Genomic DNA, 13671 nt, shown 5'->3' with positions numbered 1-13671 from the left:
ACGACCGCCCCCGCTCCGCCCTGACTGGGTCCCCACCCACCCGTGCTCGGACTGGAATCCCCCACCATGAACCGCATCCTCGCCGCCGTCGTCGCCGCGGTCCTGCTCGTCCTGGGTGTGCCCGCGGTGGCCGCGGCGCAGAACGTCACCTGGGGCGTGCGCCCCGCCGACTCGGCTATGGGCCAGAACCGGCCCAATTTCGCCTACTCCGTCGCGCCCGGCGCCGAGTTGGCCGACGCGCTGCTGGTGAGCAACCACGAGCAGCGCGCGCTGACTTTCGCCGTGTACGCCGCCGACGCCTTCACCACCTCCTCCGGCCAGCTCGACCTCAGGCCCGCTGGCGAGACCTCGACCGACGCGGGCGCCTGGGTGCGCTTCGACGCGCCGACCATCACCGTCCAAGCCGGACAGACGGTCGCGGTGCCGTTCACCGTCAGCGTTCCCGCGAGCGCGACCCCAGGTGACCACAGCGGCGGCGTGGTCACCTCGCTGCGCGTGGAGTCCGGGTCCGGTGTCACCGTCGACCGCCGCCTCGGTGCCCGGATGCACCTACGCGTCGCAGGCACCCTCACGCCGAAGGCTGAAGTCCAGGGCCTGCAAGTGGAGTACGACGGAACGCCGAACCCGGTGGGCAAGGGCACGGCCACCGTCAGCTACACCATCGCCAACACCGGCAACACCAGGCTGAGCGCGACCCACAGCGTGCGGATCGCGGGACTCTTCGGCTGGTTCGCCAGTGACGCGGCGGTCGAACCGCTGCCGGAGTTGCTGCCGGGGGAGCGGGTCACCCGCAAGCTGAGCATCGGGGCGTTACCTGCGGGCAGGGTCTCGGCCGATGTCACGGTGACCGCGTCGGTTCCCGGTGGCGCGCCGCTCCCGGCGGTGACCGGCACCGCGGGCGCGCTCGCGCTGCCCTGGGCGGCTGCGGTGTGCTTGCTACTCGTCGTGTGCTTGCTGCTCGCGTGGCGTGCCCGAGGAAAGGCGCGTGCCGCGGGGGAACAGCAGCGGATCAAGGCCGCTGTGGCTGCGGCGTTGCAGGAGCGTGAAGCCTGATGCGGGCGCTACTGCTCGTCGCGCTGATCGCGCTCGCGGGGTGCTCGGCCCCGCCCGGCCACGGGAATGCCGGGCCCACCAAGGCAGGCGAGCGCCCGCCGCTGTCCGCGGTGACTCCGGTGGCCGATCCCCGGACCCACTCGGGCCCGACCACGGCCCTGGTCGCGCAGGACGACGTCGTGCCCGTCGACACCCCGACACCCCAACTCCCGGTGACCCTCACCGACTTCCAAGACACCCGGGTCACCGTCACCGACGTCAGTCGCATCCTCGCGCTCGACGTCTCCGGCACCCTCGCCGCGACGGTGTTCGGCCTCGGCCTCGGCGACCGGGTGGTCGGCCGGGACATCTCGACGGGTTTCCCGGCCGCGCAACACCTCCCGCTGGTCACGGTCAACGGCCACCAGCTCAACGCCGAGGCGATCCTGCGCCTGCGGCCCACGGTCGTGCTGACCGACACCACGCTCGGCCCGTGGGACGCGGTCCTGCAGCTGCGCGACGCGGGTGTCGCCGTCGTCGTGCTCGACCCCAAGCGCGCCATGGAGACCAACGTCCCGATCGTGCACGCGGTCGCCAAAGCGCTGGGTGTCCCGGCTGCGGGCGAGTTGTTGGGCCGCCGCATGGAGAACGAGATCACCGACACCATCGCGCAGATCAAGCGGCTCGCTCCGACTGAGGAAGACCGCAAGCCGAGGGTGGTGTTCCTCTACATGCGTGGCCAAGCGGGTGTCTATTACCTGTTCGGCAAGGGGTCCGGTGCCGATTCCCTCATCCAGGCCCTCGGTGCGGTCGACGTCGCCACCGAGTCCGGGATCGACGGCATGCGCCCGATCAACCCTGAGGCGCTGGCCAAGTCGAAACCCGATGTGATCCTGATGATGACCAACGGCCTGCAGTCGGTCGGCGGGGTCGACGGGGCGCTGACCGTGCCCGGGGTGGCGCAAACCCCGGCGGCGCAACGCAGGCGCTTCATCGACATGGCCGACTCCGTCGTGCTCGGCTTCGGCCCGCGGACGGCGGCCGTCCTCGACGGCCTCGCCAGAGCGCTGTACGCGCCATGACCGCCGCAGCGATGGTCGGCGCGCCCGTGCGGGCGCGCGGGCGCACCAAGGTCGTGGCCCTCTTCGCCGTCCTGGTGACCGCGCTGGTCGTGGTGTCGGTGGTCTCCGCGGGCGCCGGGCAGTACGGGCTGCCGGTGTCGGACGTGGTGCGCGCGGTGTTCGGGCAACCGCTCGCCGACCCGTTCGCCGAGGGCGCGCTGTGGGCGGTGCGCTTCCCCCGCGTGGTGATGTCGTTGCTGGTCGGCGCCGTGCTCGGGGTGTGCGGAGCGCTCATGCAGGGCACCTTCGGCAACCCGCTCGCCGAGCCCGGCGTGGTCGGGGTCTCCTCGGGCGCCGCGGTTGGCGCGTGTCTGTCCATTGTGTTCGGTTGGACCTTCCTGGGTGCGTTCACCACCCCGGGTGCCGCGTTCGCCGCCGGGCTCATCACGACCTTCGCCGTGTACGCGCTGTCCCGGTCGAGCGGCAGGACCGGCACGGTCTCGATGATCCTGACCGGGGTGGCCGTCAACGCGGTCGCGGGTGCGTTCGTGGCACTGCTGATGTTCATCGGCGACCAGGCCGCGCGTGAGCAGATCGTGTTCTGGCAGTTGGGATCCGTGGCCGGTGCGCGATGGGCTTACGTGTGGGTCGCGGCGCCGCTCGTGGTGATCACCGCCATCGTCGCGCTCGTCGTGGCCCGGCGGCTCGACCTGCTCGCGCTGGGTGATCGGCAGGCTCGCCACCTCGGCGTCGACGTCGAGCGGTTGCGGCTGGTGGTGATCTGCGCGGTGGCCGTCGGGGTGTCCGCCGCGGTGTCCTACGCCGGGATCATCTCGTTCGTCGGCCTGGTCGTCCCGCACCTGGTGCGGATGGTCGTCGGGCCGGGACACCGGGTGCTGGTGCCCGCGAGTCTGCTCGGTGGCGCTGTGTTGTTGGCCGCCGCCGACCTGTTGGCCCGCACGGTGGTCACCTATGCGGACCTGCCGATCGGGATGGTCACCGCGTTGATCGGCGGGCCGTTCTTCTTCTGGCTGCTGCGCCGGAACCGGACCAAGGCGGGTGGTTGGGCGTGATCACCGCTGAGGAGCTCTCCGTGCGGCTCAGCGGCGCGCTGCTGGTCGACGGGGTGTCGCTGGAGCTGCGTGCGGGGGAGGTGCTGGTGCTCGTCGGCCCGAACGGCGCGGGCAAGTCGACCCTGCTGGCTGCCCTGGCCGGGGACCTTCCGCTCGCGGGCGGGCGGGCTTTGCTTGACGGCGTACCGGTCGAGCGGTGGCGCCCCCGGGAGGCGGCGCGGCGCAGAGCCGTTCTGCCGCAACACAACCCGGTGTCCTTCCCGTTCGACGTCCGGTCCGTGGTCGAGATGGGCCGCGCGCCGTGGCGCGACACCGATGACGATGACGATGACGAGATCGCTGTCGCCACTGCGCTGCGCGACACCGGTGTCGCGCACCTCGTCGATCGCGCGTACCCGACGTTGTCGGGCGGGGAGCAGGCGCGCGTCGCGCTCGCCCGCGTTCTCGCGCAACGCACCCCGGCCGTGCTGCTCGACGAACCAACTGCCGCGCTGGACGTCCGACACCAGGAACTGGTGCTGTCGTTGGCCCACCGACACGCGCGCAGCGGCGGTGGTGTCCTTGTTGTCCTGCACGACCTCGGGTTGGCCGCCGCGCACGCCGATCGCGTGGCGGTGCTGGACGGCGGCAAACTCGTCGCCGTTGGTCCACCTGCCGAGGTGTGCACCGCCGATCTGCTCAGTGCCGTCTACCGGCACCCTGTTGAGGTCTTCCCGCACCCGCGCACTGGCGTTCCCGTTGTGCTGCCCGTGCGCGATCGAGAGGAGGAAGAGTGCCTTCCGTAGTCAGGTTTGTCGGGGTCAAGTGGGTCGGGGTCAGGGCGGTCGGGGTGGCCGTTGCCGCGCTCGTCGCGGGCGCGTTGCTACCGGGTACGGCGGCAGCAGCGGCTCGGGTGAGCCTGTCAGTGTCCACAGCGGACCCCGACTACGCGACGCCGGTCGAGGTCCACGGGACCGGGTTCCAGTCTGTCGCCAAGGCCCACGGCGGGATCTACGTGCTCTTCGGCTGGATCGCTGACGGGTCGTGGCAGCCCAGCAAGGGCGGTGCCGCTGGGACCACGTACCGGTATGTGCAGGACAGCGAAGCCAAGGACAACAACGGGTACCAGCGGTTCGTTGCCTTTCCCGGCAGCGACACCGCCAACAGCGCCAACGGTGGCGTGGTGTCCGCCGACGGTTCGTGGAGCGCGCGGATGGTGATCCCCGGTGCCCGGTTCAAGGCCGTCGACCGCACGGGCAGCACTACCGAGGTCGACTGCACCAAGGTGACTTGCGGCATCATCACCATCGGCGCTCATGGTGTCGTCAACCCGACGAACGAGACGTTCACGCCGGTCCGCTTCGTCGCCCCCACCGGCAGTCAGCCGCCTGCGACTCAACCGGCGCCTCCAACCGCGGCGCCGACCGGCAACCCCGCCCCTCCTACCGCCGCGCCGCTGCCCGTGCGCGCCGCCACGGTGTCGGCGGCCTCTGGTGCGGTCGCGGCCGGAGGAACGGTTTCCGTTACTGGGTCAGGGTTCTCGGCTGATGAGCAAGTGAATGTGGTGCTGAAATCGGATCCGCTGTTCCTGGCCCCGGCGCGAGCGGATGCCGCCGGAGCGGTCTCGTACACCGCGGTGATCCCTGCCGATGTGCCCGCTGGTGCCCACACCTTGGAGTTCACCGGCTCGAAGTCAGGCGCGGTTGGCTCCGTCCCGCTGACGGTGTCCCCGGCCGCCCCCGCCGCCACGGCGCCGGTTCAGCCCGCCGCCTCGGAGTCCGGGATCGGGTGGTGGCCCGCCGCCGTGGCCGCTGCCGCCGTTCTGCTGGTTGTTGTCGTGATTGCGCTGCTGCGTAAGCGAAAGAAGGTCAAGTCGTGAGCATCCCCGTAGTCGCGGGCCTGATCCTGCTGGCGGTCCAGGGCCCGACAACCACCGCCACCACGACGACCACCACGCCCCCGCCGACCACGACGGTCACAACCGTGCCGTCCCAGAGGGTCGCCGCTGAGACCACCACCACGACCGCCCCGGGCTGCGACCTGACCCCCGCCAACGCCCGCAAGGGTGACTTGATCTGGGGCTTCAAGAAGAGCTTCCGCCAGTACGTGGGTGTCGGCCTGGCAGGCGCCACCGGCAACTCCATCACCGCCACCAACGGCGCCACGATCACCGCCCTGGACGAGGTGGTCCGCGACGGAGTCCCCAACCCGAGCGGGATCCCCACCGGCGCCTACCGCTTCACCTTCGACTCAGCCGATTACACCAGCCCGACCCAGTTCACCGCCCGCTACCGCGGAACCGTGACGTTCGCCTACCCCACCCACTTCTTCACCCTCTTACTATTCGATCCCTGGGTGACCACAGCCAACGGCACCACGATCCTGCACGCCGACATCGAACTCAAAGCGACCCCAGGCGCCCCCACCCAACCCACCAACCTCCCCGACGTAGACCTAGCCCGAGTGACCCCACCCGCGGCAACCCCCACCAACGGACTCCTGACCTGGCAGGCAGCTCCCGCCACTCTCACCAGCGCCGAAGCCTTCGCGGGTTTCTACCAAGCAGGCGCTGCCATGGACCCCGTGGCCCTAACTCTCGCCGCAGATTGCGCCACAACCCCAACCACACCCCCCACCGCCAACCCGGTCATCCCCCCGGCGGCCACCCCCACAGAGAACCTCATCCCCACCGCGCGTTTCCGCCCCACCCCGGGGTTGGCATCCACCGGCGTCGCTACCGAGCACAGCCTGTGGGCGGGCGTTGTTCTCCTGCTGGCCGGTATGGCCTTGGTACTGGCCGCATACCGTCCGGGTCGGCGGACCTGACGTCCGCTGCGGTCATGGTTGGTGGCTCTCGGACCGGACCAGTTCCTCTACCCGGGCACGGGCCGCGTCCAGGGAGGAGCTGGCTTGTGGTTGGGGCGGGACCTGACGGGGGCGGGTCGGCACCGGCGACTCCGAGTGTCTAAGTAGCTTGCCAGGTGGGCTGGGGCGGATCTGACGGAGGCTGAGGTGGAGTGGGGCACGCGGAGTGGCGGGTGTTGCCGGAGGTCGACTGTTATTGGTGGGCTGGCAACTGTTTCCCAAATCGGGAACCCGGGGCCCGTGAGCGGTGTAGAACCATGATCAGTGGAACGAGGATCACCGCTTCGGTGGAATGACCGGGGTTGCTCGGGTCCACCACAATTTCGGGGTTCTCGAAGGGGGAGCCGAGTGGGTCGCGATCCGGGGTTCGACGAGTTTGTGCTGGTGGTGGCTCGGGGGGTGGTGGCCGAGCTCGCGCCGGATGAGTCGGTTGTGGTGGATGTCGTGGGGCGGGAGTTCCTGCGCGACCCCGATCGGGTGTTGGCCGGGGGTGGGCGGGCGCCGGTGCTCGGGTCTGGGATCGGCACCGTGGTGACGATGGTGACGCCGGTGGCGTTGGCCGTGGGGGCCTCGGTGTACCAGCACCTGGTGGACAAGGCAGGCGAATCGCTGGTCAAGGGGAGCGCGAAGCTGGTGCGCAAGATCTTCCGCCAAGAGGAGAGCGCCTCAGACGACGTGCGGCGGGTTGTGGTGGCGCGGGCGGTGGAGTTGGGCCGGTCGGCGGAGGACGCGGAGCGGATCGCCGATGCGGTGATCGCTGAGTTGGGCCGTGACGACGCCGCCTGAGGGGCGGCCCGCTGGGGCTGGGGTTCCGGCGGGGACCACGTTCCGGTTCTTGACGTTGGTGGGGCTCGCGCTCGCGATCACCACCTACGTCGCGGACCACTTCGCCACGTTCGCCGCCTCCGGGCAAGGACTGGCCAGGATGCGCTGCCAGGTGACCAGCGACCTCTACGCGGGCGCCATGATCGTGCTCGAGCCCGACGAGAGCAAGTGGCGCACGTACTACGACTGCATCTACCGCCTCCGCGCGCCCCAGATGCTCTGGGTCGGCGGCGGCCTCCTGCTGCTCGCCCTGGTGGCCTGGCTGTTCTACGTGGCCCAACCCGCCTGGCGGATCCGACGCGGCAGGCTCGTGCTGTTGCGCGAGGTCCCCGCGTTGTGGGACCGGCTTGAAGGGACCCTCACCGAGCTGACCGGCAAGGCCGGGCTGGCCACGATGCCCGAGTTCCGGCTCGACGCGCGCAGCACCAAGGCGGGGGGTCTCGCGTTCGGCACCCACCGCAGGCCCATCGTCTGCCTTGACGTCGGCCTGGTGCTGCTGCACGACCGCGACCGCCCCGCCTTCGAGGCCGTCGTGCTGCACGAACTGGCCCACCTGCGGCACCGGGACGTGCCGATCACCTACGCCACGATCGCGATCTGGCGGTCCGTGCTGCTGGTCGCCGTCCTGCCGTTCATGGTCAGCATCCTGCGCGACGCGTTCGTGCGGCTGGGGCAGCCGAACTGGCCGTACCTGGTGTGGTTCCCCGCCTTGATCGCCCTCGCTTACATAGCCCGGCTCTCGGTGCTGCGCGCCCGCGAACACCACGCCGACGTTCTGGTCGCGCACTGGACCGGGGCGCAGGACCCCTTCCGATCGCTGCCGGACCTGGCCACGCCCCGGTTCGGCAACCACCCCGGCCGCACGGCACGGGCGGCCATCACGGCCAACCCCGTTCTGTTGCTGCGCCCCGGGTTCTGGCCGTTCTTCCTCGGGGGCCTCACCTGGCAGGTCGTCGCCAACACCGCGTCCTTGGGGCTGCAACTCCTGTGGCTGCGCGCGGACTCCCCCGGGCTGGTGGTCCAGGACTGGGCGTGGTCGCTCGGCGCGGCCGCCCTCGTGTGCGTGGCCGCCTGGCGCGGTGCGGAATACGTGCGCTTGGGCGGGGAACGTCGCCGGGTCTTCGTCCAACCGGGGCTCGGCATCGGTCTCGGGCTGGCGGTGGGCGTCCTGTTCGCGCCGACGGTCCTGGCCGATCCGCAGAACCTGCAGGTGTCCCCGCTTTCCCTGGCGCTGCGGGCGCTGGGTGTGGTCGTCGCCGTCCTGCTGTGCGGTTGGGCCGGGTGGTGCGCGTTGCGGTTGGGCGAGCGCGCCCGTGGCGTGCGGGGTGCCGCTGTCGCTGCCGCGACCCTGGTCGTGTGTTGGGGTTGCTTGGGGTGGCTGCCAACCGCGCACGCGTACACGCTGTCGTGGGACACGCACCTGGGTCCCGCCGCTGCCAGGCTCGGCGAGCTCGCGGGTGGCGGGTTCGACGCGGCGGTGCTGAAAGCGGTCTTCCTCACGTTCATCAGCAACACGGACCCGATCGGCAACACCATCGCCCTTACCTTGGTGTGGTTGGTGCCCGCGGTGCTGGTGCGCCCGCCTCGGGCCACGTTCGTTGTCGGCGCGGTGGGCATGGCCGTCGCGGCAACGGCTGTCACCGTCCTCGCGTGGACGGGTAAGACCACACCCGAGGGCGCGCTGGCGTTGACCGCGGCGCAGTTGGTCGCGGTCGCGATCGTCCAGTTGGGAGCGGCGTTGGTGGCGCGCCGCGCCGGGGTCACGTCGGCGTTGATAGCGGCGTGGCTCACCGGTATCGCGGGATGTGCGGCGATCTGGGTCGCGCACGGTGCCGCGGGCGGGGTCGACGCGATCCTTGCCAGGCGGCCGATGCAGGTGCTCCCGTTCACCGCGGTCGCCGCGGCCGTACTGGCAGCGCTCCTCCTGCGGCGCAAGGCAATGTCCCGGCCGGTGCGGCGGGTGGCGGTGGTGCCCGTGGTAGTGCTGACCGCGATCGCGTTGGTGTACCACCCGGTGGCCGTACCGCCCGCGGTGGCCCTGCTGCCACCGCAACCGACCGCCGCGGTGCTCGATCCCCAAGCCGCGCTGGAGATCTGGACGCACGGGGGTGGGTTGTCGTTGCTCAACAACGCTACACGGGCCCAGTACGCGGCGGCCATCGGCATGACGACGACCGACCGCGGCGCGGAAGTGGTTCGCTGCCAAGAACTCCTGGCCCACGTCGATGCGGCCCGTGCGTTCCCCGGCCCGCCGGTGCCGGAGGCTCGGCGACACTGGGACGCGATCCTGGACGCGCAGCGGCGCGGTGCCGACGAGTGCGTCCGCCTGTTCGCGAGCCCTGGCGGCGACCCGACACCCGTCACCGAGGAGTTCGCCGACGCCAACACCGAGATCATGGCGCTGCTGCGCCTGCTCCCCTTCGGCGAGAGCTCCATCCAGGCCGCGATGCCGAGTACCACCCCCGCGCCGAGTACCGCCCCGACGACCAGTGCCGCCCCGACGACCACCACCGCGCCGCCGCCAGTGGAATTGGGCCCGTCGCTGCTCACCGCCACCGACCTGCCCGCGGGGTCCAAGGAGGACCCGCCGTCAACCGGTGGCGGTGGCTCGTCGGAGGTCAAGCTGGAGCCCGCCGAGTGCGGCGCGACGATCGGTCCCCCGACGGAGAGCCAGGTGTCGCGGAAGTTCACCCTGCCAGACGGGGCGTGGTTGACCCACACCATCTACCGGTACCCGGGCGACGCCGCGGCGGTGTTGCGGGAGGTCGAGGCCAACTACACGCGTTGCCACCGCTACCGCGTGATTTCGGGCTCGATCGTCCAGGACGTCACCACCGACGTCGTTGGCGGTGTGCCCTGGGTCGCCGACGTGACCTACCGCGGCCCCTATCTGACGCTGCACAGCCGCCAGGTCTGGATCCTGAAGGGCACCACGCTCAGCGTCGTTTCCCACATGGGGAAGCGGGTCGTCAAACCGTCCCTTATGGACAGCCTGGTCGCGACGGCGACGGCGCGGTTGCCGTGACGGGTCTCAGGCGGGCAGCACGCCGCGGGACACGCGCTCGGCGATGGCGGCGACCATCTTGCGCGGGCGGCGCGGGGAGAGGTGGGCGTTGGCGGCGTTGAGCAGACCCGGCACGAGGTAGCCGCGGTCGCGGTCCAGCGCGCGCAACGTTGCGGCGACGACGGCTTCGGCCGACATGAACTTTCCGCCGATCGCAGCCTTGCGCCCGACCTCCACCGTGTCGAAGAACAGCGTCTCGGTGGGGCCGGGGCACACGCACAGCACGGTTGCGCGCCCCTTCAGCTCCGCGCGCAAGGCGAGGCTGAAGTTGAGCACGAATGTCTTGCCCGCCGCGTACGTTGCGAAGTACGGCGTCGGTTGCAGGGCGGCGGTGGACGCGACATTGATGACCGCGCCCCCGTTCGCCAGCACCTGCGGGATCAACGCCCTGCTCAGCGCCACCAGGCTGACCACGTTGACCATCAACTGGTCCCGGTCCCGGCCGTCGGCGATCTCCTCGAACCGGCCCGCCGTGCCGAACCCGGCGTTGTTGACCAGGGTGTGCACCGAGATGCCCTTCGCGGTGAGCCGCCCCACGATCGCGGGCACGGCGTCGGCGGCGCTCAGGTCCTGCGCGATCACCTCCGCGCGCACCCCGTGGGTGTCGCGCAGGCGCCGGGCGAGCTCCTCCAAGCGCTGTTCGCTACGCGCCACCAGCACGACGTCGTACCCGCGGGCGGCGAACCGCTCGGCGAACTCGGCACCCAACCCGGCGGACGCCCCGGTGACCAGTGCTGTGCTCATGGCCCCACTCCTCTACGGCTCGATTATCTGCACCATATGTGTAGCAGATAAGTAGCTAACTGCACCAGCTCTGTCGCAGTTAACGGTCGCGAGGTAGCGTACGGTCGTGGCCACCCAGGAGCGCCCCCTGCGCGCCGACGCCGAGCGCAGCGTCCGCACCATCCTCGAAGCGGCGGAGCGGGTGCTGGCGGCCAACCCGGCCGCGTCGCTCGAGCAGATCGCTGAGGCCGCGGGTGTCGCCCGGACCACAATCCACCGCCGCTTCGCCAACCGGCAGGCCCTCGTGGACGCCATGGTCCGCAACGTCCTCGACCAACTCGACGTCGTCATCGAGTCGGCCCACCCCGACACCGCGCCGCCCCTGGTCGCCCTGCACCAGATCACCGCCGAGGTCCTGCGGGTCAAACTGGGCTGGCCGTTCGCCATGACCGAGTCGTTCGCCCCCGGCTCCAAGTGGGCCCAAGGCCAACAACAACTGGTGACCCGCTGCGTCGCCCTGCTCGCCAGGGCCCAAGCCGCGGGCCTGGTCGCCGCCGACGCCGACCTCCCGTGGACCTGCCAGGTCTACTACGCCCTCATCGGCGAGGCCGCCCACAACACCACCGGCACCGACCCCCACGAACTGGCCACCAAAGTGATCGACACCCTTCTCCACGGCGCCGGTCCACGCCCCTGATTTTGGTGACACCCCGCGCCAAATAGGGCACCCTGAAGCGGCGACCTCGGCGATTGTGAGCGCCTTGGCCGTGCTCTCGATTACCTCGCCAATCGGCGGATGCAAGTTCGCCGGGAACATCACCGAATTCGCTCCGGTCGCGCGGAGTGGGAAATCGGTAACCCATTCGCGGTGCGGGAATCCGCACCGCGGCGTACTTCCCTGACCTGCGGTGTGGATGACTGACCACACAAACAGGAAGTGAGAGGTAGTCCAGCTTTCCGGCGGTCGGCGAGATATCGCCACCGGAACCACCTGTGCGGGTGATGTTCTCCCGTGAAGCGGGTCTGCCTTGCGCCGAACTTCCGCCTTTGCTGTCCTTGTCGGGCGCGTGGCGAATGTCCACAACTTGACCACTGGCCCGCCGTAACGGCCACCTGGGTAGCGCGATCTTGTGAAGGCGAGTGGGGTGCACGCGACATCGCCAACCCGAGCGGAGGTGGACGGGGATGACCCGAATTTTCCTCAGCTACTCCTCCGCCGATTCCGAGATCGCGACCAGGGTCGCCGGGGTCCTGCGCGAGCGCGGTGCCGAGGTCTACTTCGAACCACCCCAGGACCGGGGCACCCGGTCGCCGGGGGCCATTGCCCAGGAGGTCGAGCGGGCGGACGCGTTCGTGGTGCTGATGTCGCCCGCCGCACTGGGTACCGAGTACTGCCAGGTGGAGCACCAGATGGCGGCTTACCGCGAACTCAAGGAGCAGCGCAGGCTCCTCTACAAATACAGGGTCGCCGAGGGGAGCAAGGACGGCTGGGGGCGGCTGTGGGACCAGGTGGATCTCCTTCCCCCCGTCTCGCAGAACGAACTGGTCGACGCCCTGGGCGTCGTGCCCATCGCAGGCAGCCCTGGACCTTCCGTCGAGCGATCGCGGGAAGGGCCTTTCCGCAACCGCCACGACGAGCTCAACCGGGTGTTGGACGCGATGAAGACGTCGGGCGAACACGACTTCTGGATCGTGACGGCACCGCCGAAACTGGGCAAGACGTGGTTCCTCACCAAGGTGTGCGCGAAACTCGCCGAGAACTACTCCGACAAGCTCACAACCACCGTCGACCTGCGCGAGCAACCGCTTGACCTGCGCCACGACGCCGACCGCCTGCTCCGCTTGCTGTTCAACGCCGAAGCCGACCCGCAGGGCTCGGCCGATGACCTCGTGGGCGACCTCGTGCGGATCATCCTGAAGCGGGGGCGCCACCACATCGCGGTGCTCGACAGCGCGGAACTGCTGGACCGCTCGACCGTGGAGTCCTTCCGGATCCTGGCGAGCCGGGTGTTCGACGAGGTCAACTCCAAACCCAGCAAGCCCGACACCAGGATGACCCTGGTGGTGGCCAGCCGACGGGCGGGCGAGTGGTCCGGGATGAACTGCCAGGGGGAGCCCGTCCTGGACTTCCGCGTGGTGAACCTGAGCGAATTCGGCGACCGCGTGGTGCGCGACATGCTCAACGAGATCTCCACCGACAGCCAGGTCGAGTTCCAGCGCGACCACGTCACCCAGTGGACCGCCGCGCTGCAGCAACTCAGCGTCGGACTGCCCGCGCTGCTGGTCCGCTCGGTGGAGTGGGCGCGGATCGATCAGTTCTACGACTCCGACGCCTGCTCGGACTACCGCGTGTTCGACACGGTGGTCCGCCCCTACGTCGAGGGGGAGCTGCTCTCGATGCACACGCTGGTCGAACCCGGCGACAAGATCGCCGAACGCTACGGCGTGCTGCTCAAGGCCCTCGAGCTCATCTCGGCGTACCGGATGGTCACCACCTCCCACCTCAAGCACCACCTCGACCACGACGCCGAGTTCGGCGCCGCGCTCACCGAGGCGGCGTGGGCGGTCGAGGACCTGTGGGACGCCATCGGCAAAACCGCGCTGGTCACCGGTGTCTCCGATCTGTGGCACTCGCTGTTCCCGCCGTTCCGGGCGTTGCTGTGCAAGCACTTCCACCGCGACGACGAGCGCAGGCGGGTCGTGCACTCCAGCGCGCGCGAGCTCTACGAGGGACTGGCCGCCAACGGCATCAACGGCAGCGATCGGGTGCGGGTGTTCCTAGAACTGATCTGGCACGAGGCGATGCTGCTCCAGTGCACCGACGCGGGTGGCCTGGCCGCCAAGCTGCCCGACACGGCGGCCGCGCTGGCCAAGCGGGTCATCCAGCCGGACACGTTCGGACCCGCGTTCGGACCCGCCGAGTTCCGCGCGTCGGTGCGCCGACAGCTCCGCGAGGACCGGGAGTTCGCGGCGCTGACCAAGCCGCACAACGGACTGTTCGACGCGGTGCTGACCAGCGTGGCGCAGAACATCGGGGGAGGCACCTGAT

General features: G+C 70.2%; 11 protein-coding genes. 10 read left to right on the top strand and 1 reads right to left on the bottom strand.

Going from position 1 to position 13671, the window contains the following annotated elements:
* Positions 1-66 precede the first annotated feature (66 nt).
* The 8 genes from LV75_RS08980 to LV75_RS08945 all read left to right on the top strand — a co-directional run bounded on the left by LV75_RS08980 (position 67) and on the right by LV75_RS08945 (position 9860).
* Positions 67-1053 (top strand): WxL protein peptidoglycan domain-containing protein, encoded by a 987-nt coding sequence (locus tag LV75_RS08980; protein WP_253886338.1) that lies wholly within the window; start codon positions 67-69, stop codon positions 1051-1053.
* Positions 1053-2114 carry a heme/hemin ABC transporter substrate-binding protein gene (locus LV75_RS08975; protein ID WP_253886337.1) on the top strand — a complete coding sequence of 354 codons (1062 nt, stop codon included), beginning with the start codon at positions 1053-1055 and terminating at the stop codon, positions 2112-2114. Before LV75_RS08980 ends, LV75_RS08975 begins: the two co-directional genes overlap by 1 nt.
* Positions 2111-3166: a FecCD family ABC transporter permease gene (locus LV75_RS08970; protein ID WP_253886336.1), complete on the top strand. Its 1056-nt coding sequence runs from the start codon at positions 2111-2113 to the stop codon at positions 3164-3166. Before LV75_RS08975 ends, LV75_RS08970 begins: the two co-directional genes overlap by 4 nt.
* Positions 3163-3951, top strand: coding sequence for a heme ABC transporter ATP-binding protein (locus LV75_RS08965; RefSeq protein ID WP_253886335.1), 789 nt, complete (start codon positions 3163-3165; stop codon positions 3949-3951). The genes LV75_RS08970 and LV75_RS08965 overlap by 4 nt, the downstream gene beginning before the upstream one ends.
* Positions 3939-5024 (top strand): hypothetical protein, encoded by a 1086-nt coding sequence (locus tag LV75_RS08960; RefSeq protein ID WP_253886334.1) that lies wholly within the window; start codon positions 3939-3941, stop codon positions 5022-5024. Before LV75_RS08965 ends, LV75_RS08960 begins: the two co-directional genes overlap by 13 nt.
* A complete protein-coding gene (locus LV75_RS08955) occupies positions 5021-5971 on the top strand; it encodes an HtaA domain-containing protein (protein ID WP_253886333.1) in 951 nt (316 codons plus the stop codon). The genes LV75_RS08960 and LV75_RS08955 overlap by 4 nt, the downstream gene beginning before the upstream one ends.
* A gap of 387 nt (positions 5972-6358) precedes the next feature.
* Positions 6359-6796, top strand: a complete 438-nt coding sequence (locus LV75_RS08950; RefSeq protein WP_253886332.1) for a hypothetical protein — start codon at positions 6359-6361, stop codon at positions 6794-6796.
* 58 nt (positions 6797-6854) lie between these two features.
* Positions 6855-9860, top strand: coding sequence for a M56 family metallopeptidase (locus LV75_RS08945; protein ID WP_253886438.1), 3006 nt, complete (start codon positions 6855-6857; stop codon positions 9858-9860).
* A gap of 6 nt (positions 9861-9866) precedes the next feature.
* Here the strand turns inward: LV75_RS08945 and LV75_RS08940 are convergent, their stop codons facing one another.
* Positions 9867-10643, bottom strand: coding sequence for an SDR family NAD(P)-dependent oxidoreductase (locus LV75_RS08940; RefSeq protein ID WP_253886331.1), 777 nt, complete (start codon positions 10641-10643; stop codon positions 9867-9869).
* A gap of 106 nt (positions 10644-10749) precedes the next feature.
* Between LV75_RS08940 and LV75_RS08935 the strand changes: the two genes are divergently transcribed.
* Complete coding sequence (locus tag LV75_RS08935) at positions 10750-11319, top strand: TetR/AcrR family transcriptional regulator (protein ID WP_253886330.1); 570 nt, start codon at positions 10750-10752, stop codon at positions 11317-11319.
* 488 nt (positions 11320-11807) lie between these two features.
* Positions 11808-13670: a toll/interleukin-1 receptor domain-containing protein gene (locus LV75_RS08930; protein WP_253886329.1), complete on the top strand. Its 1863-nt coding sequence runs from the start codon at positions 11808-11810 to the stop codon at positions 13668-13670.
* Position 13671: the final 1 nt, after the last annotated feature.

Origin of the sequence: Actinokineospora diospyrosa, assembly GCF_024171925.1 — a bacterium.
GTDB classification, from domain to species: Bacteria; Actinomycetota; Actinomycetes; order Mycobacteriales; family Pseudonocardiaceae; genus Actinokineospora; species Actinokineospora diospyrosa.
The sequence above is the reverse complement of the archived record's forward strand: the minus strand, read 5'-3'. Positions and strand labels throughout refer to the sequence as shown.